Annotated in this window: 22 protein-coding genes; 16 read left to right on the forward strand and 6 right to left on the reverse strand. The window is 58.3% G+C overall.

Going from position 1 to position 22,681, the window contains the following annotated elements; all coding sequences use genetic code 11:
• Nucleotides 1-60: 60 nt before the first annotated feature.
• Nucleotides 61-498, reverse strand: coding sequence for a D-aminoacyl-tRNA deacylase (dtd, locus tag Q6A51_RS11830; protein WP_304574860.1), 438 nt, complete (start codon nt 496-498; stop codon nt 61-63).
• 92 nt (nt 499-590) lie between these two features.
• The gene (pip, locus tag Q6A51_RS11835) at nt 591-1,562 is read right to left on the reverse strand and encodes a prolyl aminopeptidase (RefSeq protein ID WP_201001438.1); all 972 of its coding nucleotides are present in this window, start codon (nt 1,560-1,562) and stop codon (nt 591-593) included.
• Between the two features lie 279 nt (nt 1,563-1,841).
• Between pip and Q6A51_RS11840 the strand changes: the two genes are divergently transcribed.
• The 6 genes from Q6A51_RS11840 (at nt 1,842) to Q6A51_RS11865 (ending at nt 8,630) form a co-directional block, all read left to right on the forward strand.
• Nucleotides 1,842-4,292 (forward strand): glycogen/starch/alpha-glucan phosphorylase, encoded by a 2,451-nt coding sequence (locus tag Q6A51_RS11840; protein ID WP_201001437.1) that lies wholly within the window; start codon nt 1,842-1,844, stop codon nt 4,290-4,292.
• A 248-nt stretch (nt 4,293-4,540) separates the two neighbouring features.
• Nucleotides 4,541-5,890, forward strand: a complete 1,350-nt coding sequence (locus Q6A51_RS11845) for a DUF3999 domain-containing protein (protein ID WP_304574881.1) — start codon at nt 4,541-4,543, stop codon at nt 5,888-5,890.
• Between the two features lie 146 nt (nt 5,891-6,036).
• On the forward strand, nt 6,037-7,047 hold the full coding sequence (locus Q6A51_RS11850) for a class 1 fructose-bisphosphatase (protein WP_201001436.1): 1,011 nt from the start codon (nt 6,037-6,039) through the stop codon (nt 7,045-7,047).
• 4 nt (nt 7,048-7,051) lie between these two features.
• Nucleotides 7,052-7,654, forward strand: coding sequence for a DUF924 family protein (locus Q6A51_RS11855; protein WP_304574861.1), 603 nt, complete (start codon nt 7,052-7,054; stop codon nt 7,652-7,654).
• A 148-nt stretch (nt 7,655-7,802) separates the two neighbouring features.
• Entirely contained in the window at nt 7,803-8,057 is a 255-nt protein-coding gene (gene bamE, locus Q6A51_RS11860; RefSeq protein ID WP_201001434.1) for an outer membrane protein assembly factor BamE domain-containing protein, read from the forward strand.
• A gap of 3 nt (nt 8,058-8,060) precedes the next feature.
• Nucleotides 8,061-8,630, forward strand: coding sequence for a lipocalin family protein (locus Q6A51_RS11865; RefSeq protein WP_304574862.1), 570 nt, complete (start codon nt 8,061-8,063; stop codon nt 8,628-8,630).
• A 49-nt stretch (nt 8,631-8,679) separates the two neighbouring features.
• Here the strand turns inward: Q6A51_RS11865 and Q6A51_RS11870 are convergent, their stop codons facing one another.
• Complete coding sequence (locus Q6A51_RS11870) at nt 8,680-10,044, reverse strand: formimidoylglutamate deiminase (protein ID WP_304574863.1); 1,365 nt, start codon at nt 10,042-10,044, stop codon at nt 8,680-8,682.
• 186 nt (nt 10,045-10,230) lie between these two features.
• Between Q6A51_RS11870 and hutC the strand changes: the two genes are divergently transcribed.
• The 6 genes from hutC to Q6A51_RS11900 all read left to right on the forward strand — a co-directional run bounded on the left by hutC (nt 10,231) and on the right by Q6A51_RS11900 (nt 14,753).
• Nucleotides 10,231-10,941: a histidine utilization repressor gene (gene hutC / locus Q6A51_RS11875; protein ID WP_201001856.1), complete on the forward strand. Its 711-nt coding sequence runs from the start codon at nt 10,231-10,233 to the stop codon at nt 10,939-10,941.
• The gene (locus tag Q6A51_RS11880; RefSeq protein ID WP_304574864.1) at nt 10,938-11,534 is read left to right on the forward strand and encodes a HutD/Ves family protein; all 597 of its coding nucleotides are present in this window, start codon (nt 10,938-10,940) and stop codon (nt 11,532-11,534) included. Before hutC ends, Q6A51_RS11880 begins: the two co-directional genes overlap by 4 nt.
• 34 nt (nt 11,535-11,568) lie before the next feature.
• Entirely contained in the window at nt 11,569-12,744 is a 1,176-nt protein-coding gene (nhaA, locus tag Q6A51_RS11885; RefSeq protein ID WP_304574865.1) for a Na+/H+ antiporter NhaA, read from the forward strand.
• A gap of 106 nt (nt 12,745-12,850) precedes the next feature.
• Nucleotides 12,851-13,384 carry a DUF3455 domain-containing protein gene (locus Q6A51_RS11890; protein ID WP_122321715.1) on the forward strand — a complete coding sequence of 178 codons (534 nt, stop codon included), beginning with the start codon at nt 12,851-12,853 and terminating at the stop codon, nt 13,382-13,384.
• Nucleotides 13,385-13,488: 104 nt separating this feature from the next.
• Nucleotides 13,489-14,055 (forward strand): sigma-70 family RNA polymerase sigma factor, encoded by a 567-nt coding sequence (locus tag Q6A51_RS11895; RefSeq protein WP_122321717.1) that lies wholly within the window; start codon nt 13,489-13,491, stop codon nt 14,053-14,055.
• Complete coding sequence (locus Q6A51_RS11900; RefSeq protein ID WP_201001425.1) at nt 14,052-14,753, forward strand: anti-sigma factor; 702 nt, start codon at nt 14,052-14,054, stop codon at nt 14,751-14,753. Before Q6A51_RS11895 ends, Q6A51_RS11900 begins: the two co-directional genes overlap by 4 nt.
• A gap of 21 nt (nt 14,754-14,774) precedes the next feature.
• Here Q6A51_RS11900 and Q6A51_RS11905 read toward each other — a convergent pair whose 3' ends face one another.
• The 3 genes from Q6A51_RS11905 to Q6A51_RS11915 all read right to left on the reverse strand — a co-directional run bounded on the left by Q6A51_RS11905 (nt 14,775) and on the right by Q6A51_RS11915 (nt 17,580).
• Nucleotides 14,775-15,962 carry a cyanate transporter gene (locus Q6A51_RS11905; protein WP_304574866.1) on the reverse strand — a complete coding sequence of 396 codons (1,188 nt, stop codon included), beginning with the start codon at nt 15,960-15,962 and terminating at the stop codon, nt 14,775-14,777.
• Between the two features lie 159 nt (nt 15,963-16,121).
• Nucleotides 16,122-17,192, reverse strand: a complete 1,071-nt coding sequence (locus Q6A51_RS11910; protein ID WP_304574867.1) for a nucleotidyl transferase AbiEii/AbiGii toxin family protein — start codon at nt 17,190-17,192, stop codon at nt 16,122-16,124.
• Entirely contained in the window at nt 17,167-17,580 is a 414-nt protein-coding gene (locus Q6A51_RS11915) for a DUF6088 family protein (protein ID WP_201001420.1), read from the reverse strand. The genes Q6A51_RS11910 and Q6A51_RS11915 overlap by 26 nt, the downstream gene beginning before the upstream one ends.
• A gap of 548 nt (nt 17,581-18,128) precedes the next feature.
• On the opposite strand from Q6A51_RS11915, the gene hutU reads away from it, so the two are divergent.
• From hutU to Q6A51_RS11935, 4 genes are all read left to right on the forward strand, one after another.
• Nucleotides 18,129-19,826 carry a urocanate hydratase gene (gene hutU, locus Q6A51_RS11920; protein ID WP_304574868.1) on the forward strand — a complete coding sequence of 566 codons (1,698 nt, stop codon included), beginning with the start codon at nt 18,129-18,131 and terminating at the stop codon, nt 19,824-19,826.
• Nucleotides 19,827-19,957: 131 nt separating this feature from the next.
• Nucleotides 19,958-20,923 carry an ABC transporter substrate-binding protein gene (locus Q6A51_RS11925; protein WP_201018347.1) on the forward strand — a complete coding sequence of 322 codons (966 nt, stop codon included), beginning with the start codon at nt 19,958-19,960 and terminating at the stop codon, nt 20,921-20,923.
• A gap of 71 nt (nt 20,924-20,994) precedes the next feature.
• Nucleotides 20,995-21,846 carry an ABC transporter permease gene (locus tag Q6A51_RS11930; protein WP_304574869.1) on the forward strand — a complete coding sequence of 284 codons (852 nt, stop codon included), beginning with the start codon at nt 20,995-20,997 and terminating at the stop codon, nt 21,844-21,846.
• Nucleotides 21,846-22,673 carry a quaternary amine ABC transporter ATP-binding protein gene (locus Q6A51_RS11935; protein WP_374063405.1) on the forward strand — a complete coding sequence of 276 codons (828 nt, stop codon included), beginning with the start codon at nt 21,846-21,848 and terminating at the stop codon, nt 22,671-22,673. Before Q6A51_RS11930 ends, Q6A51_RS11935 begins: the two co-directional genes overlap by 1 nt.
• Nucleotides 22,674-22,681 lie beyond the last annotated feature (8 nt).

Raw genomic sequence — 22,681 nt, forward strand, 5'->3', positions numbered from 1 at the left:
GACAAAGAATTTCTCACGCGCAGGACTAATAAATCCGGGGCAGGCAGAGAATTCATCTTGTCAGGTATCAAGCAAAAATGTCACAGGGCCATCATTCACTAAATGAACCTGCATGTCCGCACCAAATTGGCCCGCAGCAACCACCGGATGCGCGATCCTGGCCTGTGACAATAAATAGTCGAACAACTCGGCACCCAATGCCGGTGAGGCGGCCTTTGAAAAGCTCGGGCGCATGCCGCTTTTGGTATCCACCGCCAGAGTGAACTGCGAAACCAGCAACAATCCGCCGCCTACATCACGCAATGAAAGGTTCATCTTGCCTTCATCATCACTGAACACTCGATAGTTGAGCAGCTTATGCAGCAACTTATCGGCACTGGCCTGTGTGTCTTGAGGCTCTACACCCACAAGGACCAAAAGTCCTTGATCGACAGCACCCACAACTTCCCCAGCTACTTCCACACGCGCACTTTGCACGCGCTGCAACAAGCCTTTCATCAATAAGAATCCGTTATTCAGGCTGTGTTGGAGCGACTTCAGTCGAGAAGAAAGCAGAGGCCTCTTCGCGGATGAATCCGCTCCTACAGGGGTTATGCCTCTTCTGGCGGCAGGTCCAGCAAGCGGCGGGCGATCTGCGAAGCCGCACGTACCAGCGCGTCGGTAATGCCTGGCTCGGACGCCGCATGCCCGGCATCACGAATGACCTGCAACTCACTGTTGGGCCACGCCTGATGCAGCTCCCAAGCGTTATCCAGCGGGCAAATTACATCGTAGCGGCCATGAACGATGATGCCAGGCAGATGCGCGATCTTGGGCATATCGCGTATCAACTGGTTTTCTTCCAGGAAGGCATTGTTGGTGAAGTAATGACATTCGATGCGCGCAATGGACAAGGCACGTTGCGGCTCGGAGAAACGGTCGACGACCTGCGGGTTGGGCCGCAAGGTCGCGGTGCGGCCTTCCCAGGTGGACCATGCCTTGGCGGCATGCATCTGGGCGATCTGATCGGCACCGGTCAGGCGCTTGTGAAAGGCCGCCAGCAGGTTATCGCGCTCATCCAGCGGAATCGGCGCCACGTAATCCTGCCAGTAATCAGGGAACAGGCGGCTGGCGCCGGACTGATAGAACCACTCGATTTCCTGCGCACGGCACAGGAAAACGCCGCGCAGTATCAAGGCGTGGACACGCTCGGGATGCGTCTGGGCGTAGGCCAGCGCCAGGGTCGAGCCCCACGAGCCGCCGAACAGCACCCATTTATCGATCCCCAGATGTTCGCGAATGCGTTCCAGGTCTTCTACCAGATGCCAGGTGGTGTTGCTCTCAAGGCTGGCATGCGGAGTCGAACGACCGCAGCCGCGCTGATCGAAAGTGATGATGCGGTACAGGTTCGGATCGAAATAGCAGCGACTTTGAGCATCACATCCCGCACCCGGCCCGCCGTGAATGAACACAACTGGCAAGCCTTCTGGAGAGCCGCTTTCATCGACATAGAGCACATGCGGCTGTTCCACGGCCAGATCGTGCCGGGCGTAGGGTTTGATCTGCGGGTACAAAGTCTGCATACATGCTCCATAAGTCCAGTTCAGAGGCGTCTATTATTCTGCCGTTGGGCATCATAAACCCGAAACGATGAATGAGCATGCTGCACATTCAAGATCAGGCTGGAACGATCAATGCAAGCGTTTTGCCAATTGCACAGGTTCGCGAACCAGCGCCTTGCGACCGGGTCGAAACGTTTGCGTTCTGCCTGGTTATTTAAAATTTTTTCAGGAAATAACTGACGACACGCCTACAGTCAAAGAACCCACTTTTCACTCGTCTGACTACTTGAGGTCGTACCGATGTCTCAGGAACCACTTGTTCGTGACGCTGATGTGGCCGCTTTTCGCGCCGCTGTTCTTGCCAAACTCACCTATGCAGTGGGCAAGGACCCTGACCATGCGTTTGAGCATGACTGGTTTGAAGCTGTAGCACTGGCTGCTCGCGACCATATGGTCGAGCACTGGATGGACCATACGCGGCAGATTTATCGCAAGGTCCAGAAGCGCGTTTACTACCTGTCCCTTGAATTCCTGATCGGTCGGCTTCTGTACGACAGCCTGAGTAACCTCGGGCTGCTGGAAATCGCTCGCGAGGCGATGACCGAACTGGGCGTGGATATCGAACGCATACGCCTGCTGGAACCGGATGCAGCCTTGGGCAATGGTGGCCTGGGTCGTCTGGCAGCCTGCTTCATGGAAAGCATGTCGACACTGGGCATCGCCGGTCATGGCTATGGCATTCGTTACGAGCACGGCCTGTTCCGTCAGGCGATCGTCGACGGCTGGCAGCAGGAGCAAACGGAGAACTGGCTGGACTTCGGCAACCCATGGGAGTTCGAGCGCCCCGAGGTGGTCTACTCCATCGGCTTCAGCGGCAGCGTGGAAACCGTACTCAATGAGTCGGGTGAAGCGCGGCAGGTATGGCGTCCGGCTGAAACCGTGCGCGCCATTGCCTATGACACCCCCGTTGTGGGCTGGCGTGGCGCCAGCGTCAACACCTTGCGTCTGTGGCGTGCGCGGGCAGTGGAAGATCTGCATCTGGAGCGTTTCAACGCAGGCGACCACTTCGGTGCGGTTGCCGAAGTGGTGCGGGCCGAAAGTATTTCCCGCGTGCTCTACCCCAACGATGCAACGGAGGCGGGCCAGGAACTGCGCCTGCGTCAGGAGTACTTCTTTGTATCGGCGTCGCTGCAGGACCTGCTGCGTCGCCATCTGAACATGCATGCAACCCTGACGGATCTGCCGGAACACGCCGCCATCCAGATGAACGATACCCACCCGTCGATTGCCGTGGCCGAGCTGATGCGCCTGCTGATCGACACCCACGGTATCGCCTGGGATGCAGCATGGAAAATCACGGTCGGCACGCTGAGCTACACCAACCACACCCTGTTGCCCGAGGCACTGGAAACCTGGTCGGTGGGCCTGATGGAGCGCATGTTGCCGCGCCACATGCAGATCATCTATCTGATCAACGCTCAGCACATCGACACCCTGCGCGCCAAAGGCGTTCATGATTTCGACGTCTTGCGGGCCGTGTCACTGATCGAGGAAGACAATGGTCGCCGGGTACGCATGGGCAACCTTGCGTTCCTGGGCTCCCACAGCGTAAACGGTGTTTCTGCGCTGCATACCCAACTGATGCGCAAGACCGTGTTCGCCGAGCTGCACAAGATTTACCCGGAACGGATCAACAACAAAACCAACGGCATTACCTTCCGCCGCTGGCTGTACCAGGCCAACCCGAAGCTGACCGAAATGCTGGTCGAAGCTCTGGGCGAGGATGTACTGGACAATGCCGAGACACGCCTGATCGAACTGGAGCCGTTCGCGGAAAAAAGCTCGTTCCGCAAGCAGATGGCAGACCAGCGCCTGCACAGCAAGCGCGCACTGGCGGCCATCATCCATGAACGCCTCGGGATCGTGGTCAATCCGGCTGCGATGTTCGATGTGCAGGTCAAGCGTATCCACGAGTACAAGCGCCAGTTGCTCAACCTGTTCCACACCGTCGCGCTGTATCAGGCCATTCGCGCCGAGCCCGGCACGGACTGGGTGCCTCGGGTGAAGATCTTCGCCGGTAAGGCAGCAGCCAGCTATCACTCGGCCAAACTGATCATCAAACTCACCAACGACATCGCCCGTACCGTCAACAACGACCCGACCGTGCGTGGCCTGCTCAAAGTGGTGTTCATGCCCAACTACAACGTCAGCCTGGCCGAAAGCATCATCCCGGCAGCCGACCTTTCCGAACAGATATCCACTGCCGGCCTGGAGGCTTCGGGTACCAGTAACATGAAGTTCGGCCTCAACGGCGCGCTGACCATTGGCACGCTGGACGGCGCCAACGTGGAAATGAGTGAGCAGGTCGGCCTTGAGCATATGTTCATCTTCGGCATGACATCGCAGCAGGTCGGAGCCCGCAAGCAAACCGGCGATTTCAGTGCCTACGCCGATGTGGCCGCATCCGGTCGCCTCAATGATGTGCTGCAAGCGATTCGCGGCGGTGTGTTCTCGCCGGACGATCCGAACCGCTATGCGGGCTTGATCGATCAGTTGCTGGCGTACGACCGCTTCCTGGTCTGCGCCGACTTCGACTCGTACTGGGCCGCCCAGGCCAAGGTCGAAGAGCGCTGGCACGACTCCAAGCAATGGTGGCGTTCGGCAGTCCTCAATACCGCGCGCATGGGCTGGTTCTCGTCAGACCGCACCATCCGCGAGTACGCAGGCGAAATCTGGAAAGCGCTGGACTGACCGGACCAAGACCGCCCATAACCCGCGTAGGAGCGACTTCAGTCGCGAATGAATTCGCTCCTACGCAACTTTTGCCCCTGACTCACTTCCTTTTGTTCACAGGTATTGGCATATCGCTATCGGTGGTGGGATATTTCACACACTACCGCGGAAACATTCCGATCAAAAATCGGCGCGGAAACAGGTTCAGACTCTGACATAGAGCCTACCCAACCGTGAGGAACACGTTCGTGAGTCGTCCGCTCGTCATCAAAATCGCTGTGCTCGGCGCAGCCCTGTGTGCGGCGATGACCGTCAACGCTTTGGAAAAACCGGCGGATTTCACTAGCAAGACGCCCTTGACCCTGATCGGCCAAGGCCCGCTGTATCGCATCGAATTACCTCTCGCACTGCAATTGAATGCGCTTCAGGGCAATCTGAACGATCTGCGAGTATTCGATGCCGCCGGCCAGGCTCAAGCCTATGCTCTGGTCCGCAAACAAGCGCCACGCGAAGAAGATCCAGCGTTGACGCCTGTGAACTGGTTCCCGCTGTATACCACCGCCGAGGCGGGCGATGCAGTACCGATCATTCGCAGCAAACGGTCGAGCGACGGCGCAATCATCGATGTCCAGCCACAGAGCGACATCGAAGCGGGTGAAGAAATACTGCGCGGCTGGCTGCTGGATGCAACCACGGTCAAGGCGCCTCTTGAACAGTTGCTGATCGACTGGAGCGCCGAACGCGAGGGCTTCCAGCACTTCAGCATCGAAGCCAGCGATGATCTGCAGAACTGGCAGGCCTGGGGCGAAGGACAAGTGGCGCGGCTGACGTTTTCCGATGAAATGGTCGAGCAGCGAGAAGTCGGCCTGCCCGGCCAGAACGCCCGTTATCTGCGCCTGCTGTGGCGCTCGCCACAAAGCGCACCGACTCTGGTTTCTGCGTACCTGCTGAGCGCCAGCCCCGAGAACGCTCCGGCGACATTGACCTGGTCGCCATTGATCAGCGGTGTCGTTGAGCAACCCAATGAATATATCTGGCAGTTGCCGACCGACCTGCCAGTGGAACGGGTGAAAGTTGATATCACCCAAGACAACAGCCTGGCACCCGGCACGCTTTATGGACGACTCGATGCCGGGCAGGAATGGCAGGTCATCAGCAATGGCTTGCTGTACCGACTGACTCAGAACAATGGAGAGATCGTTCAGGACCAGTTGCAGCTCACGGGACACAAGGTCCGGCAACTGAAACTGGTCGTCGATGATCGCGGCGGCGGACTGGGAGCAGAAGCGCCCAGATTGAGCGTTGCCGTTCCTGCAATCCAGGTTGTGTTCCAGCCTGTGGGCAACGGGCCGTTCACCCTCGCCGTCGGTAATGCATCGGCTCCGGCTACAGGCCTGCCAGTGACGGCACTGATTCCCGACTTCAATCCGCAAAGACTGGCAGCCCTGGGCAAGGTCAGGCTGGCGACTGCACCTGCAGCCAACGCAGCCGTTCCTGTGCCGCCAGTTGCCGAGAGCATCGACCTCAAACGCCTCGGTCTGTGGGCTGTGCTGGTACTGGGTACGCTGTGTCTGGGCTGGATAGCCATCAGTTCTCTGCGCGCCTCAAAACATTGACACATCGCAGCTTTAACCCCGGTTTTGCAGCTACGCTGAGCTGGCGTATGAACTCAATTACCCATAAGCCAGTCTGATAGCAGTATTACGTCGCCACTCGCGTTAAACTGCGCGGGTTTTTTCATCCCCCATTTTCGGAGCTATCCATGTCCCGCGTTACACTGAGTCGCTTTTTGATTGAGCAGACCCGCAGCAACAATACTCCTGCCGATCTGCGCTTCCTGATCGAAGTAGTGGCGCGAGCATGCAAGGAAATCAGCCATGCCGTCTCCAAAGGCGCGCTGGGTGGCGTACTGGGCAGCATGGGCACCGAAAACGTACAGGGTGAAGTGCAGAAAAAGCTCGACGTGATTTCCAACGAAATCCTGCTTGAAGCCAACGAATGGGGCGGTCACCTGGCCGGCATGGCGTCCGAAGAAATGGACAATGCCTACCAGATTCCGGGCAAATACCCGAAAGGCGCCTACCTGCTGGTATTCGACCCGCTGGACGGCTCTTCCAACATTGATATCAACGCCCCGGTCGGCACTATCTTCTCGGTACTGCGTTGCCCTAACGAATACCTGAGCCAGAACGAAGCCCTGAACGAAAAGGCCTTCCTGCAACCGGGCACCGAGCAGGTAGCCGCCGGTTATGCCATCTATGGTCCACAGACCATGCTGATCCTGACCCTGGGCAATGGCGTCAAAGGCTTCACCCTGGACCGCGAAATGGGCAGCTTCGTGCTGACCCACGAAGACATCAAGATCCCGGAGTCCACTCAGGAGTTCGCGATCAACATGTCCAACCAGCGTCACTGGGAAGCGCCGGTACAACGCTACGTCGACGAATTGCTGGCTGGCGAAGAAGGCCCGCTGAAAAAGAACTACAACATGCGCTGGGTCGCGGCGATGGTCGCAGACGTACACCGCATCCTGACCCGTGGCGGCCTGTTCATGTACCCACGCGACAGCCGTGAGCCTTCCAAGCCGGGCAAACTGCGCCTGATGTACGAAGCCAACCCGATGTCCTTCCTGGTCGAGCAGGCAGGCGGTGCATCCACCGACGGCCATCAGCGCATCCTCGACATCCAGCCTGAAGGCCTGCACCAGCGTGTAGCCGTTTTCCTGGGTTCCAAAGAAGAAGTCGAGCGCGCCACGGCGTACCACAAGGAATAAGACCATGTCCGCTCCCTGGCTGCCTCTGCTGCAATGGTGGTTCGGTTCTGCCGAGTCAGCCAGCGAAGTGGTGAAAGCCAGGGAACCGCTCTGGTTCGGCAAGAATCCGGACAATGACACCGAAGCCCGCAAGCGCTTCGGTGTTCTGGTCGAGCAGGCCTTGTCGGGCGGCCTCAAGGAATGGGCAGAAAACCCCAAGGGCTGGCTGGCACTGGTCCTGCTGCTCGATCAACTGCCGCGCATGATCCATCGCGATACGCCCAAGGCATTCGCTGGCGATCAACGCGCCCAGGCACTGGTGCAACACGGCCTGAAACTGGGCCGGGACCAGCATCTGGAACCGCTGGAGCGCACCTTCATCTATCTGGTGCTGGAACACAGCGAAAACCTGGATGTGCAGGACCAGGCCATCGCCTGCTTCAGCAAACTACTACCGCTGCTCCCTGCCACAGATCGCGATTATTTCAATCACAGCCTGGATTACGCTGAGCGTCACCAGAAAGTCATCGCCCGGTTCGGTCGCTTTCCCCATCGCAACGAAATTCTCGGCCGAGCTTCGACCGATGAAGAGATCGAGTTTCTCCAAGAGCCCGGCTCAAGGTTTTAAGAGCTTTCGCGAAGCTCCACACATCGAACATCCTGCCCCAAGGGAACCAGATCGCGGTTTTCTCTTCTAAGCTTTCGGCATTGCGCCAGCATTGGGTCAGAGAGCCTGTTGCTGCGACGCAGCCCCCTTCCGTTCAGGAGCTTCATCCATGTCTTTGCGCTCTCTAGCGTTACTGTCGTTTTGCGTGCTGCTGGCTGCCTGCAGCAAAATCACTCAGGAAAACTACTCAAAACTTTCCGCTGGCATGCCCAAGGCGCAGGTCGAAAATCTGCTGGGCAGCCCGACTGAATGCTCGGGCGCACTGGGGATGTCCAGTTGCACATGGGGCGACCAGAAAACCTTTATCAGCGTGCAGTACGCTGGTGACAAAGTACTCATATTCTCGGGCCAAGGTCTGAAATAACCCATGATCAAGCTACTTCTACGCTTTGGCATTCTTGTCATGGCCAGCTTCCTGGCCATTGGCTTCGCCCATTCGGCTGACAATCTCGATCCAAAAACCGTCGACAGCGTTGATCTCAACCGCTATCAGGGCACCTGGTATGAGCTGGCACGGCTGCCGATGTTCTTCCAGCGCAACTGCGCACAGTCCGAAGCCCATTACACACTCAAGCCTGACGGCAATATCGCCGTGACCAACCGCTGCCGCACGGCCGAAGGAGAATGGCAGGAAGCGACAGGCACCGCTTCCCCACAAGTACCGGGCAAGACCGACAAACTGTGGGTGGTTTTCGACAACTGGTTCTCGCGACTGCTGCCGGGCCTGGCCAAGGGCGATTATTGGGTATTGGCCATCGGTGACGACTACAAGACCGCCGTGGTCGGCAACCCTGATCGCAAGTACCTGTGGCTGCTGTCCCGCACACCCACCGTGACGGAGTCGGTCAAGCAGGAGATGCTGAGCAAGGCGCGCCAGCAGGGGTATGACACCAGCCGGTTGATCTGGCGGGAGAGTGATTCAAAGATCGGCAAGTGATCTGCATCCATGGAGGGGTCTCGAGACCCCTTCGTGAATAAATTCACTCCTACCCCAGCAACTCCCGAAGCACCTGCGCAAACGCCCGGCTGCTTTCTTCCTCTCCCGCATGCCGCCCTTCGCGCACCACCCAGCGGCCATTGACCATTACATCGCGAACCTGACGATCAGCGCCCGCAAACAGCCAGCGGTTGAGGATCGTATCGCCGGATGCGGTTGCCAGATACGGGTCTGAGCCATCCAGCACTAGCCAGTCTGCGCGATGCCCGGCTTCAAGCTTGCCGATCTTCTGTCCCAAGGCCTGTGCGCCACCCGCCAGTGCTGCATCGAACAGGGTCCGGCCCACCATCGGTTGATCGCTGCGATAGAGCCGGTTGCGGCGCTGGTCTCGCAGGCGCTGGCCATATTCCAGCCAGCGGAGTTCTTCGACCACACTGAGCGAAACATGGCTGTCCGAGCCAATGCCCCAGCGTCCGCCCTGAGCGATGTAATCCACTGCGGGGAAGATGCCATCGCCCAGGTTGGCTTCGGTTGTCAGGCACAAACCCGCCACGCTGCCACTTTTCGCCATGAGGCTGACTTCATCCGGTTCGGCATGGGTCGCATGCACCAGACACCAGCGCGGATCCACGGCTACGTTTTCATACAACCATTGCAACGGGCGTCGGCCACTCCAGCTCAGGCAGTCATCGACTTCCTTTTGTTGCTCGGCGATATGGATGTGTACAGGACACTGCCGATCGCTGGCTGCCAACACGTCGCTGATCTGTTGCGCAGTAACGGCGCGCAACGAGTGAAAGCAAAGACCAAGACTCTGGGACGCCTGACTGGCAATGACCGGCTTGAGGCGGTCCTGCAAATCAAGATAGCTGTCGGTGCTGTGGATAAACCGGCGTTGCCCTTCGTTCGGCGCTTGCCCACCAAACCCGGAATGGCTGTAGAGCACCGGCAGCAGGGTCAGGCCGATGCCCGCTGAAGTGGCGGCCTGGCTGATCTGCAAGGCCAGTTCGGCAGGGTCGGCATAAGGCTTGCCATTGGTGTCCTGATGGACGTAGTGAAACTCTGCAACCGAGGTGTAACCGCCCTTGAGCATTTCGATATAGAGCTGTCGGGCGATGACACCCACCTGCGGCGCACTGATCTGCCCGACAAGACGATACATGAGGTCGCGCCAGGTCCAGAAACTGTCGCTGGGGTTGCCCGCCACCTCCGCCAGCCCGGCCATCGCCCGCTGGAAGGCATGGGAGTGCAGATTCGGCATGCCAGGCAGCAACGGACCGCTGACAGACTCGGCGCCCTGCCGGTCAGCATTGGCCTGCACCGAACTCAACAAACCATCAGAACTGACCTCCAGACGGACATTATCGGCCCAACCACCGGGTAGTAATGCGCGCTCGGCAAAGAAGGCTGGCATTGACTTCAAACCTCATCACTGTAATTTGTATATACATATACAGACGTTTTGATGCCCGGTAAACCTTCGCACGCTTGCCGTACCGTAGGTTAATGGTTAGCTTGGGCGCTATTTCGTAGCTGAACCACCCAGAACAAGGACCCGCACGTGCCGACTCCACCCGCCTCTTCCACCTTGGCATCCCAGATGGGCGAAAGTCCGGCACCGCTCTATGCCCGCGTCAAACAGATGATTGCCCTGCAAATCCAGAACGGCACCTGGCCGCCGCATCATCGAGTGCCGTCGGAAAGCGAACTGGTGACCCAACTGGGTTTCAGCCGCATGACCATCAACCGGGCCTTGCGCGAGCTGACCGCCGAAGGCCTGCTGGTGCGCATGCAGGGCGTCGGCACTTTCGTCGCTGAACCCAAAAGCCAGTCGGCACTGTTTGAAGTCAACAACATCGCTGACGAGATCGCCACGCGAGGCCACAGGCACTCCTGCAAGGTCATCATTCTCAAGGAAGAATCCGCCGGCTCCGAGCGGGCTCTGGCACTGGACATGCGCGAAGGCCAGAAGGTGTTTCACTCACTGATCGTACACTTTGAAAACGATATCCCGGTGCAGATCGAAGACCGCTTCGTCAATGCACAGGTGGCACCGGACTACCTCAAGCAGGACTTTACCCGGCAGACGCCTTACGCCTATCTGTCGCAAGTCGCGCCGCTGACCGAGGGCGAGCATGTGGTCGAAGCGATACTGGCCGACGCCGACGAGTGCCAGTTGCTGCAAATCGATGCAGGCGAGCCATGCCTGCTGATTCGCCGTCGGACATGGTCAGGACGTCAGCCGGTTACCGCCGCTCGCCTGATTCACCCCGGCTCCCGCCATCGCCTGGAAGGACGCTTCACCAAATGACCCGGACCAGAACCCTGCGCGCCATCGATTACCCTCGCATGCCCTGGAAAAACGGCGGCGGCAGCACCGAAGAAATTGCTCGCGATGGCGGGCAGGATCTGGAAGGCTTCGGCTGGCGCCTGTCGATTGCCGATATCGAAACGTCTGGCGACTTTTCGGTGTTTGCCGGTTATCAGCGAATCATCTCGGTGATTCAGGGCGCCGGCATGACGCTGGATATAGACGGTGTCACCAGCCGCCCCTTGCTGCCAACCGACCCGCTGGCCTTCAGCGGTGACAGCCAGGTCAGTTGCGCCCTGCTCGACGGCCCTATTCGTGATTTCAACCTGATCTATGCTCCACAGCGTTACAGCGCTCGCCTGCACTGGATCGACGTACGCCAGCCACAACGAATATTCAGTTGCGCCAGCACCTTTTTGCTGTTCAGCGTTGCCGAGCAGATCGGCGTCAGCGTGAATGAAGACCCCTGGGAAATCCTTGGCAGAAACGACTGCCTGCAAGTGGACAACCCAGGCGGCCTGCTGGAAATCGAGTTGCAAGCACCCAGCGCCAGCCGCTGCTGCCTCATCGAGTTGAGCGCCTTGCGCGCTTGACCCGCCAAATCAAGATCCTGTTTCAAGGACGAGCATGACCCAATTCCCTCCAAAGGAAACACCTAGAGCCGTTGCCATTCTGGCCAGCTTCCTGTCATCGGAATCGGCAGGCGGCATTGTCCTGATGGGCGCGGCGCTGGCTGCACTGATCGTTGCCAACTCACCTCTGGCTCCCGGCTACTTCGCCATTCTGCATAGCGTCTGGCTGGGGCTTTCCGTCGAGCTATGGATCAACGACGGGCTCATGGCGATCTTCTTTCTGATGGTCGGCCTGGAAATCAAACGCGAAGTACTCGCCGGCGGGCTCGCCACGTGGGAACAACGCGCCCTGCCCGGTTTTGCAGCGGCAGGCGGCATGCTGGTCCCGGCGTTGATCTATATAGCGATCAACTGGGGCAACCCGCAGACCATCAGCGGCTGGGCGATACCCGCGGCAACCGACATTGCTTTCGCACTCGGGGTTTTGTCATTACTGGGCAACCGGGTGCCTGCGTCCCTGAAAGTGTTCCTGGCGGCGCTGGCGATTCTCGACGATCTGGGGGCCGTGACCATCATCGCCTTCTTCTACAGCTCGGGCCTGAATCTGCCCATGCTGCTGGCATCTTTCGCGACACTGGCGGTACTGATCGCGATGAACCGCCTGAAGGTGCGGCGCTTGTTGCCGTACCTGATACTGGGCGCGCTGCTGTGGTTCTTCGTGCTGCAATCGGGTGTGCATGCCACGCTGGCAGGCGTTGCGCTGGCGCTGTGCATTCCCTTGGGCAAGCCAGAGGAAGAAGCGCGCTCGCCACTGCTGTTTCTCGAAGAAAAGCTGCATTACTGGGTCGCCTTCGCCATCGTGCCGGTGTTCGGATTCGCCAATGCGGGGGTTTCGCTTTCAGGCATTTCCGCCGAAAACCTGCTGGACCCTGTGCCGCTCGGGGTAGCGCTGGGGCTGTTCGTCGGCAAGCAGATCGGTGTTTTCCTGGCTGCGGCGCTTGCGATCCGGGCCGGGCTTGCGGTCCTGCCACAAGGCAGCAACTGGGTGCAGCTCTATGGCGTGGCGCTGCTTTGCGGCATCGGTTTCACCATGAGCCTGTTCATCGGCAACCTCGCTTTCCCCGGCGCAGTGCATCTGGTGGACGAGGTAAAAATCGGCGTTCTCATGGGTTCGGGGTTTGCCGCGATTGCAGGTGTGCTGCTGTTGCGCAGCCGTTTCAGTCGGCCCTGAAAAAATATTTTCAAATCACTGCATCCAGATTGTTTTCTCGCGGGTAGTACATACAGCAGCCACTTCGAGTTGCTGAGCGCGGTTAAACAATCTGGAGATTTTCTGCATGAACGCAAAACGTTTGCTCTGCCTTGCAGGTAGTACCCTGGCTCTCACTTGCCTGACTTCTGTTGCCATGGCTCAGACCTCCCTACCCGAAAGCGTACGGGTCCCGGACGGTCACAAGATCACTCTGGAAACCACCGGCGTGGGCGAGATCACTTACGAATGCCGCGCCAAGGCCAACTCTGCTACCGAAACCGAATGGGTATTCGTCGGCCCCAAAGCTGTCCTCAATGATCGCAGCGGCAAACAGGTCGGCACTTACTACGGCCCACCGGCTACCTGGGAATCCAAAGACGGCTCCAAGCTGACCGGCACTCAAGTGGCCGTTGCACCTTCCAGCGCGGGCAACCTGCCTTACCAACTGGTCAAGGCCAATCCGGCTGAAGGCAAAGGTGCCCTGACCGGTACGGCCTACATCCAGCGCGTGGCACTGAAAGGCGGCGTTGCACCAGCCACTGCCTGCTCGGCCAGCAACAAGGGCGCGAAGGAAGTGGTCAAGTACCAGGCTGACTACATCTTCTGGGCCAGCAAGTGATCAAAGCCATTCAATGGGGTGCCGCGCAGTCAGTAGTCTATGCTGCTGCGCGGGAGCCTTGTGATGTCAACGAGGCAGCAATCATCCATTGATGGCGGATCGACGTGTCTTCACACGAATCTCTCTTTGACTACGAAGCCACGCTGCATGCCTGCGCCCGCGGTGAGCGCCAGGCATTGCAGCGTCTCTATCAACAGGAAAGCGCCCGGCTGCTCGGCGTCGTCGTGCGGCTCGTGCGTGACAACGCACTGGCGCAAGACATCGTGCATGATGCATTCCTCAAGATCTGGACCCATGCGGCAAGCTTCGATCAGGCAAGAGGTTCGGCACGCGGCTGGATTTTCAGCGTGACCCGTCATCTGGCGCTCAATCGCCTGCGCAACCATGCCCGGGAAGTACGCCTGGAAGACGATGGCAGCGAGGACCACCACGAAGCTGCCACCCTTGAAGGCTGGCAGGAAACCGGTGATGCCTTTGACTGGCGCGTCAATCCGGGACGGATTCAGTTCTGCCTGGAACAGCTTGAACCGGTGCGACGCAACTGTGTTTTTCACGCTTACGTGGACGGCTACTCGCATCAGGAAATCGCGCAGAAAATCGGCGCGCCCTTGGGTACGGTCAAAGCCTGGATCAAGCGCAGCCTTACGGCTTTGCGGGAGTGTATGGGATGACTCGGCCTACAAATGAAAACATCCATGAGCTGGCCGGCGAGTACGTGCTCGGCACCTTGTCTGCTCAGCAAAGAATCGACATCCAGAACCGGCTGGCGCATGAGCCCGATTTGCAGGCCGCAGTCGATGCCTGGGAAGAGCGCCTGCTGCCGCTGACGGCAATGGTCGAACCTGTGACGCCTGAGCCGGGACTCTGGAGCCGTATCGAACGCAGCATCACCGGGCTCTCCGCCAACAGAAGCGAACCGCAACGTACACGCTGGTGGGACAGCCTTTCGATCTGGCGCGGGCTGGCCGGTGCCGGACTGGCCGCATCGCTGGTGCTGGGCACGATGCTTTTCATACAGCCATCGCAGGCACCGTCCTACCTGGTCGTACTCGTCGCCCCACAGGACAAGGCGCCTGGCTGGGTCGTCCAGGCCAGCAACTCGCAGGAAATCCAGCTCATTCCACTGGGCGAAACCCAAGTCCCTGCGGACAAGGCCCTGGAGTTCTGGACCAAGGCTGACGACTGGCAAGGACCGGTATCACTCGGCTTGGTAAAACCGGGCCAGACCCTGCATATACCGCTCGATAAATTGCCACCGCTGCAACATAACCAGTTGTTCGAGCTGACACTGGAGAAGTCCACGGGCTCGCCTGTTGGTAAACCGACCGGACCGATACAGTTTATCGGGCGGGCGGTGAAGGTGATTTAACCTGCTGCACCGGCTCCACCTTCAACGGATGCGTTCCTTGTACTGGCGAGGATTGAACCGCAACACAATCCCGATCATCACCACCATCACCGCTGTCAACGTCCACCACGCCCCCTCGAAACTCCCCGACTGGTCACGGATGACGCCAGCCAGCAGAGGCGACAGCGCCGCAATCAGGTAGCCGATGCCCTGCACAAAGGCGGTCAGGCTACCGGCGCGAACGGGGTTATCGATATGGTCCATCGAGATGATCAGGCTCATGGGGAACAGACCGCCGATACCCAGCCCCAGCAGGCAAGGCCACAGCAACGGCATGTGATCGAACGACAGGATAAGGCCGCAGAAACCGGCAACGATCGACAGCAGCAAGGCAGCCAATGCCCAACGTTTGTCCCGGGTCTGGTTGACCATCGCAGGTACCGCCAGACCGGCCAGAACCTCCATCGCAGTCAGGAAGCCCAGCACCAGCCCGGCGTCCTGCTCGCTCCAGCCTCTTTCCACGTAATAAGGTGCCAGCCAGGCCAGCACACAGGTGTACGAAGCCGTGCCAAGGCCGAAGAACACGGCCAACAACCAGGCGCGTGGATTGCCGAAAAACGAGTCACTTTTGCCTTTGGGAGCGGCTTCGACGACCGGAATCGCCGAGCGTTGAAACGTCCACAGGACCAGCGCCAGCAACGCGAGCACACCCCATATCGCCAACGAAACCTTCCAGCTACCGCTCTGCTTGAGCACGAAGGGCGAGAACGACGCCGCCAGTGCAGCACCGCCCATGATCGAGGTGACATACAGGCCCATGAACAGGGACACGTTGTCCTTGAAACGGGTCTTGATCAAGGCCGGCATCAACGCCTGAATCATCGCGATCCCCAGTCCAGAGAGGACTGCACTCACGATCAACTCCAACGCGCCATCGATGGACAGCCGGGACGCACTGGCGATACCAATCACTAGCAGCGACAACCCGATTGCCCGATGCTCGCCCAATGACTGAGCCAGCCTCATCCCGAAAAACATCCCGAGTCCCATCGCCATCACCGGCAACATGGTCAACAGCGAGGCCAGGCTGAAACTGAGGGGAATATCACCCCGAATAGCCGACAGAAGCGGCCCGATGGCCGCCATGCCGGGCCGAAGATTCAACGCCACCAACACGACACTGGCCATCAACCAGAAAGCGTGAGTGGTTGAAGCACGAATGTTTTCCATCACAAGACCTTGCCATCCTAAAGACACGATTAGGCCGCGCAGCCTGTGCATGGGACAAATTAAAATCTGGGGGGATGTATTGAGAAATTAGGTTGGTGGAGGGAAGTAACTGCCTTTATCGATCTGCTCACCGTCCAGCAAATCAGAAAGCACAATGACTTACGGGGCCTCCCCCATGCTGCCATGATTCAGGAATCGTTCCGCGACGGAAGCAAAAGTGGCGTAGCAAGTTTCAAAATCCGGCTTGTCAGTGGCATACAGCAATGGCTTTAGACGATCGTCAAAGTCAGCTTTGATCCCCTTGTGGGTGGCTGCACAGACCAAGCTTCGCCGAAGCACCGCGTAGGGAGCCAGGTCAAACTCCGGATGCTGCCCCTTGAACTCCTCCGCATCCTTTTGAACTATCGCAGCGAAGATTTCGCATGCAGGCTCAATGGCTTCAGGCTGGCTGCCGACGATACGCCAGACATCATAGACGTGACGAACCAGCGCAGTGTCAAATTCGCCACGTTGACGTCCATCCCAGCTCCAAGCGCAGCGGCGCAGTAACGACACCACCTTTTCAGCCAAGGTCTCTGCCACTGTGATACAGGTCATGGAAAAGCGGTGAGGAGTTGCGCGAGGGACAAACTCGTCAAGCATGTATCCCATTTCACGGGTTTCAGCGGCCAATATCGGAGGACGATGAATGAGTTCGACCTTGAGTTGTGGACGAAGCACGCCAGAAACATCCTGAAAATGCGCACTGTATGAAACCAGCAGGCAATAGTAGCGTCGGTTATCGCGCGATACGGGGTTTTCCTTGTTGTCGTGCTCTACATACTCGAAGCCCATTTTCGTCAAATGGCGTCCAACTTCTCGATGTAACTCACCTAAACGCGCTCGATCTGAGAATCCGTTCGGCAGGGCATAGCCTTCAGGTACGTCTTCCAGCATGACCTTGATGTCAATGTCTTCGGACATCCTTTCGATAAGACCATGAGCTTTGGAAAGGCAGGTGCCACCAGCGAAGATTAACCGTGTAGCCAACGTGACTGATTTTGGCTTCGAATCCCCCTTCAGGCGATCCTTCTGATATGCGGTGTGCGTGATTTGAATTTGGGCTAAAACGCTCAGTGCATCCGTTATGTGCTGGTCTTTCTCGGCTACGGCAGCAGGGAGGTTTCCCAGCATTCCTGCAGTCGCAGCGTCCTCTATATCAGACTTAAGCTCGTCTGGAATTTTTTTCATAATTTAAGGTGCTATTCCCTACTGTCACTTTCCGCGTGATGCGTCGAGATCCAGTGTTGACAGTCGCTCCCATTGGAATCTGGGTCGATTTGCCTCTGTTGTACTCCTCTACCAGTGAACTTGGCGCTACATAAATATTGAGCTTGCGAAAAAGCTCTGCAGCGATCATTTCCAATGTTCCAGCCGGGGTTGGCTTGCCCGTGAACTTGTTGATGCGGGTCTTGGCGAACGCCCCCTTGCTTACACGAATGAGAATCCCATTCTCCACAAATCGAGCAAGCACGCGCCCAACCTGAGAGTCACTCCCCATTTTCGTAAAGTCCGAGCGCAAGACGACCACGCTTTCACGCTGCTTAATTGAGCGGCCCATGCGATCTTCAAGCTTCATACCTTATCTCCCATGCAAAGCTAAATTCTGCAAGGTCACTCTAGCCTTTAATTCTATTTATAACCAGTAAATATAGGGTTTTTAACTTACAAAACCTGCGCATTGATACGCAGTTTTTGCTTATTGAGAATGGAAATCCGGGGGCCTTTTTTGCCATCAAACCACTTGGCAACGCACCTGACAGACACTCCCGAGACCAAGGCCTTCTCCATTAAGGCCCCAGCACAAAGCAAACACTCCACCCCACTGTTACCCATCGCCCCAAAATCGTGCAAAACATCCCGCCCGTCACAAGCCATCCATTGATCCCCAACAACTTCACATGACCGTAAAAACCTTGAACACCACGGTTTACAAAGGTTTTCAGCCTCCGGCCCATCCACGCACCAGCCAGCAGACAAAGTTGGTCTATCAATTGCATATGCTTGTATGTACAAGTAGAGACAGGTTATAAATACCCCACGCTCTACCCGACAGAATTCGCCTGAGTGCCAGGCACCACTCGCCCGTCATCGGGCTGGTTTGGATTGATCGCTGAGGATTTTTTTGTGACCGACAATAATCAAGACCGCAAGCAAGACTGGACCCGCCATCGTGACGTCGAAGTGCGGGCTGCCCGTGGCACACAACTGACAGCAAAGAGCTGGCTGACCGAAGCCCCGCTGCGCATGCTGATGAACAACCTTGATCCTGAAGTGGCCGAAAATCCGAAGGAGTTGGTAGTTTATGGCGGGATCGGGCGTGCGGCGCGTAACTGGGAGTGCTACGACAAGATCGTCGAGAGCCTGACCCGGCTCAACGATGATGAAACCCTGCTGGTGCAATCCGGCAAGCCGGTCGGTGTGTTCAAGACTCACAACAATGCGCCGCGTGTGCTGATCGCCAACTCGAACCTGGTACCGCACTGGTCAAGCTGGGAGCATTTCAACGAGCTGGATGCCAAAGGTCTGGCCATGTACGGCCAGATGACCGCAGGCAGCTGGATCTATATCGGCAGCCAGGGCATCGTTCAGGGCACTTACGAAACCTTCGTCGAAGCCGGTCGTCAGCATTACGACGGCAGCCTGAAAGGCCGCTGGGTGCTGACCGCAGGCCTGGGTGGAATGGGTGGCGCACAGCCGCTGGCCGCAACACTGGCCGGAGCTTGTTCGCTGAACATCGAATGCCAGCAGAGCCGCATCGACTTCCGTCTCAAGACCCGTTACGTCGATGAGCAAGCCACCGACCTGGACGACGCCCTGGCGCGTATCGCCCGCTACACCGCCGAAGGCAAGGCCATCTCCATCGCCCTGTGCGGCAACGCTGCTGAAATCCTGCCGGAAATGGTCCGTCGCGGCGTGCACCCGGACATGGTCACCGACCAGACCAGCGCTCACGATCCGCTCAATGGCTACCTGCCCAAAGGCTGGAGCTGGGAAGACTACCGCGCACGTGCGCTGACCGAGCCGGCCGCCGTCGTCAAAGCGGCCAAACAGTCCATGGCCGAACACGTCGAAGCCATGCTGGCGTTCCAGAAAGCAGGTATTCCAACCTTCGACTACGGCAACAACATCCGTCAGATGGCCAAGGAAGAAGGCGTAGCCAATGCCTTCGATTTCCCCGGCTTTGTGCCCGCCTACATCCGGCCATTGTTCTGTCGCGGCGTAGGCCCTTTCCGCTGGGCGGCCCTGTCGGGCGATCCGCAGGACATCTACAAGACAGATGCCAAGGTCAAGGAACTGATCCCGGACGATGCGCACCTGCATAACTGGCTGGACATGGCCCGCGAACGCATCAGCTTCCAGGGTTTGCCAGCACGTATCTGCTGGGTCGGCCTGGGACAGCGCGCCAGACTCGGCCTGGCGTTCAACGAAATGGTCCGCAGCGGCGAATTGTCTGCTCCCGTGGTGATCGGTCGCGACCATCTGGACTCCGGCTCGGTCTCCAGCCCCAACCGTGAAACCGAGTCCATGCAGGACGGTTCCGACGCAGTATCCGACTGGCCGCTGCTCAACGCCCTGCTCAATACCGCCAGCGGTGCGACCTGGGTGTCGCTGCATCATGGCGGCGGTGTCGGCATGGGCTTCTCTCAGCATTCGGGCATGGTGATTGTCTGCGACGGCACCGATGAAGCGGCCGAGCGCATTGCCCGCGTTCTGCACAATGACCCGGCCACAGGCGTCATGCGTCACGCCGATGCCGGTTACCAGATAGCGATTGATTGCGCCAAAGAGCAGGGCTTGAACCTGCCGATGATCGGGCGTTAAGGGCATTTGCCATGGATGTGGCGGCTCAGAGCCGTCACATCGAAAAAGTCAGGATAGACACTGATAACGCCCACAGGCCGGATGCCTACTTGAAGCTGCCGTCATCCCTTTCAGGCTTTGGAGCATCGACAATGAAAATGAAAAAAGCGCTGTTAACCACTCTGGTATCTGCTGGCCTGCTGGTCAGCGCCGGTGCAAGTCAAGCGGCCGGGTGGTGCGAGTCAGGCAAGCCGGTCAAGTTTGCCGGTCTGAACTGGGAAAGCGCGATGTTGCTGACCGACATTCTTCAAGTCGTCCTGAGCAAAGGCTACGGTTGCAGCGTGGATGCGTTGCCGGGCAATTCCATAGCCATGGAAAACGCCCTGAGCACCAATGACATTCAAATCTTCGCAGAAGAGTGGATAGGCCGCAGCGAAGTCTGGAACAAGGCCGCAGCGGCTGGAAAAGTCGTAGGCGTCGGCGCGCCCGTGGTCGGCGCAGTCGAAGGCTGGTACGTGCCGCGCTATGTGATTGAAGGCGATGCCAGGCGCAAGCTGGAAGCCAAGGCACCGAACCTGAAGTCAATCGCAGATCTGGCTCAATACTCAGCCGTGTTCAGGGATCAGGAAGAACCCGGCAAAGGCCGCTTCTACAACTGCCCCGCCGGCTGGACCTGCGAGCTGGAAAACAGCGAAATGCTCAAGACCTACGGCCTGGAAAGCAAGTACACCAACTTCCGCCCAGGCACCGGCCCGGCACTGGACGCGGCTATTCTGTCCAGCTACAAGCGCGGTGAGCCGATCCTGACGTATTACTGGTCGCCCACTCCGTTGATGGGGCAAGTCGATCTGGTTCGTCTGGAAGAACCAGGCGTCAACAAGACCATCGATATCAAGGTCGGTGTGTCCAAGGCTTTCCACGAACAGGCACCTGAACTGGTCGCCGTACTGGAGAAGGTCAACCTGCCTATCGACCTGCTGAACCAGAACCTGGGACGCATGGCCAAGGAGCGGATCGAATCGCCGAAACTGGCGAAGATTTTCCTCAAGGAACACCCGGAAGTCTGGCACAAGTGGGTCAGCGAAGACGCTGCGAAAAAGGTTGAGGCCTCTCTGTAAACCCCGGAGCAGATTATCTGCGCAGGCACAGGCGACAGTGCTGTGCCTGACAACTTGATCGAGAGCACCTTATGTTTCCCGAAAGTTTTACCTTCTCCATTGCCAACTGGGTCAACGACGGGGTTGATGCGCTGGTCACCGAGTACGGCGATGTGTTCCGGCACATCTCCGATACCTTGCTGTGGGCCATCGTCAATCTGGAAAGCCTGCTGCGTATGGCACCCTGGTGGCTGGTGCTGATGGTCGTCGGCGGCATTGCCTGGCATGCGACCCGGAAAATCGTCACCACCGCATTGATTGTCGGCCTGCTGTTCCTCGTCGGCGCTGTCGGGCTGTGGGACAAGCTGATGCAGACATTGGCGCTGATGCTGGTCGCCACGTTCATCGCGGTGTTGATCGGCATTCCTCTGGGCATTCTTTCGGCACGCAGCAACCGCCTGCGCTCGGTGCTGATGCCGCTGCTGGACATCATGCAAACCATGCCCAGCTTCGTTTACCTGATCCCGGTGCTGATGCTGTTCGGCCTGGGCAAGGTCCCGGCGATCTTCGCTACCGTGATTTACGCCGCGCCGCCGCTGATTCGTCTGACCGACCTGGGTATCCGTCAGGTCGATGGCGAGGTGATGGAGGCGATCAACGCCTTTGGTGCCAATCGCTGGCAACAACTGTTCGGCGTGCAACTGCCACTGGCGATGCCAAGCATCATGGCCGGGATCAACCAGACCACCATGATGGCGCTGTCGATGGTCGTGATTGCTTCGATGATCGGTGCCCGAGGTCTGGGCGAGGACGTTCTGGTGGGTATCCAGACCCTCAATGTCGGGCGCGGCCTGGAAGCCGGTCTGGCCATTGTCATTCTGGCGGTTGTCATCGACCGCATCACGCAGGCCTATGGCCGCCCACGGCATGAGGCGAGCAAATAATGAGCCTGGAACCGAACAAAATCGTCGTCAAAAACGTGTTCAAGATATTCGGCAGCCGCTCGAAAGAAGCGCTGGCGATGGTGCAACAGAGCAAGAGCAAGGATCAGGTGCTGGCCCAGACCGGCTGTGTGGTCGGCGTCAACGACCTGTCGCTGTCGATCGGTAGCGGCGAGATATTCGTCATCATGGGATTGTCGGGCTCGGGCAAATCGACGCTGGTGCGCCATTTCAATCGCCTGATCGATCCTACCAGTGGCGAGATTCTGGTGGATGGCGAAGATATCCTGCGGTACGACATGGAAGCCCTGCGCCAATTCCGTCGTCACAAGATCAGCATGGTGTTCCAGAGCTTCGGCCTGCTGCCGCACAAGAGTGTGCTGGACAACGTGGCGTACGGCCTGAAGGTGCGCGGCGAGAGCAAAGCGCTCTGCCAGGAGCGTGCGCAACACTGGATCACCACCGTGGGCCTCAAAGGCTACGAGAACAAATACCCGCATCAGCTCTCTGGCGGCATGCGTCAGCGCGTTGGTCTGGCACGGGCACTGGCGGCCGACACCGACATCATCCTGATGGATGAAGCGTTCAGCGCTCTCGATCCGCTGATCCGCGCCGAGATGCAGGACCAGTTGCTGGAGCTGCAATCGACGCTGAAGAAAACAATCGTGTTCATTACCCACGACCTGGACGAAGCCGTGCGTATCGGCAACCGGATCGCGATTCTCAAGGATGGCCGCCTGATTCAGGTCGGAACGCCCAAGGAAATCCTTCACTCGCCCGCCGACGATTACGTTGATCGCTTCGTGCAACGGCGCGCAGTCACTCTTTAAGGATGGTG

The sequence above is a fragment of the Pseudomonas serbiensis genome, from assembly GCF_030580745.1.
GTDB lineage: Bacteria > Pseudomonadota > Gammaproteobacteria > Pseudomonadales > Pseudomonadaceae > Aquipseudomonas > Aquipseudomonas serbiensis.

Coding starts and splice junctions, on each gene's coding strand:
- dtd (WP_304574860.1), bottom strand. CDS start 498: ATGAAAGGCTTGTTGCAGCGCGTGCAAAGTGCGCGTGTGGAAGTAGCT.
- pip (WP_201001438.1), bottom strand. CDS start 1,562: ATGCAGACTTTGTACCCGCAGATCAAACCCTACGCCCGGCACGATCTG.
- Q6A51_RS11840 (WP_201001437.1), top strand. CDS start 1,842: ATGTCTCAGGAACCACTTGTTCGTGACGCTGATGTGGCCGCTTTTCGC.
- Q6A51_RS11850 (WP_201001436.1), top strand. CDS start 6,037: ATGTCCCGCGTTACACTGAGTCGCTTTTTGATTGAGCAGACCCGCAGC.
- Q6A51_RS11855 (WP_304574861.1), top strand. CDS start 7,052: ATGTCCGCTCCCTGGCTGCCTCTGCTGCAATGGTGGTTCGGTTCTGCC.
- bamE (WP_201001434.1), top strand. CDS start 7,803: ATGTCTTTGCGCTCTCTAGCGTTACTGTCGTTTTGCGTGCTGCTGGCT.
- Q6A51_RS11865 (WP_304574862.1), top strand. CDS start 8,061: ATGATCAAGCTACTTCTACGCTTTGGCATTCTTGTCATGGCCAGCTTC.
- Q6A51_RS11870 (WP_304574863.1), bottom strand. CDS start 10,044: ATGCCAGCCTTCTTTGCCGAGCGCGCATTACTACCCGGTGGTTGGGCC.
- hutC (WP_201001856.1), top strand. CDS start 10,231: ATGGGCGAAAGTCCGGCACCGCTCTATGCCCGCGTCAAACAGATGATT.
- Q6A51_RS11880 (WP_304574864.1), top strand. CDS start 10,938: ATGACCCGGACCAGAACCCTGCGCGCCATCGATTACCCTCGCATGCCC.
- nhaA (WP_304574865.1), top strand. CDS start 11,569: ATGACCCAATTCCCTCCAAAGGAAACACCTAGAGCCGTTGCCATTCTG.
- Q6A51_RS11890 (WP_122321715.1), top strand. CDS start 12,851: ATGAACGCAAAACGTTTGCTCTGCCTTGCAGGTAGTACCCTGGCTCTC.
- Q6A51_RS11900 (WP_201001425.1), top strand. CDS start 14,052: ATGACTCGGCCTACAAATGAAAACATCCATGAGCTGGCCGGCGAGTAC.
- Q6A51_RS11905 (WP_304574866.1), bottom strand. CDS start 15,962: ATGGAAAACATTCGTGCTTCAACCACTCACGCTTTCTGGTTGATGGCC.
- Q6A51_RS11910 (WP_304574867.1), bottom strand. CDS start 17,192: ATGAAAAAAATTCCAGACGAGCTTAAGTCTGATATAGAGGACGCTGCG.
- Q6A51_RS11915 (WP_201001420.1), bottom strand. CDS start 17,580: ATGAAGCTTGAAGATCGCATGGGCCGCTCAATTAAGCAGCGTGAAAGC.
- Q6A51_RS11925 (WP_201018347.1), top strand. CDS start 19,958: ATGAAAATGAAAAAAGCGCTGTTAACCACTCTGGTATCTGCTGGCCTG.
- Q6A51_RS11930 (WP_304574869.1), top strand. CDS start 20,995: ATGTTTCCCGAAAGTTTTACCTTCTCCATTGCCAACTGGGTCAACGAC.
- Q6A51_RS11935 (WP_374063405.1), top strand. CDS start 21,846: ATGAGCCTGGAACCGAACAAAATCGTCGTCAAAAACGTGTTCAAGATA.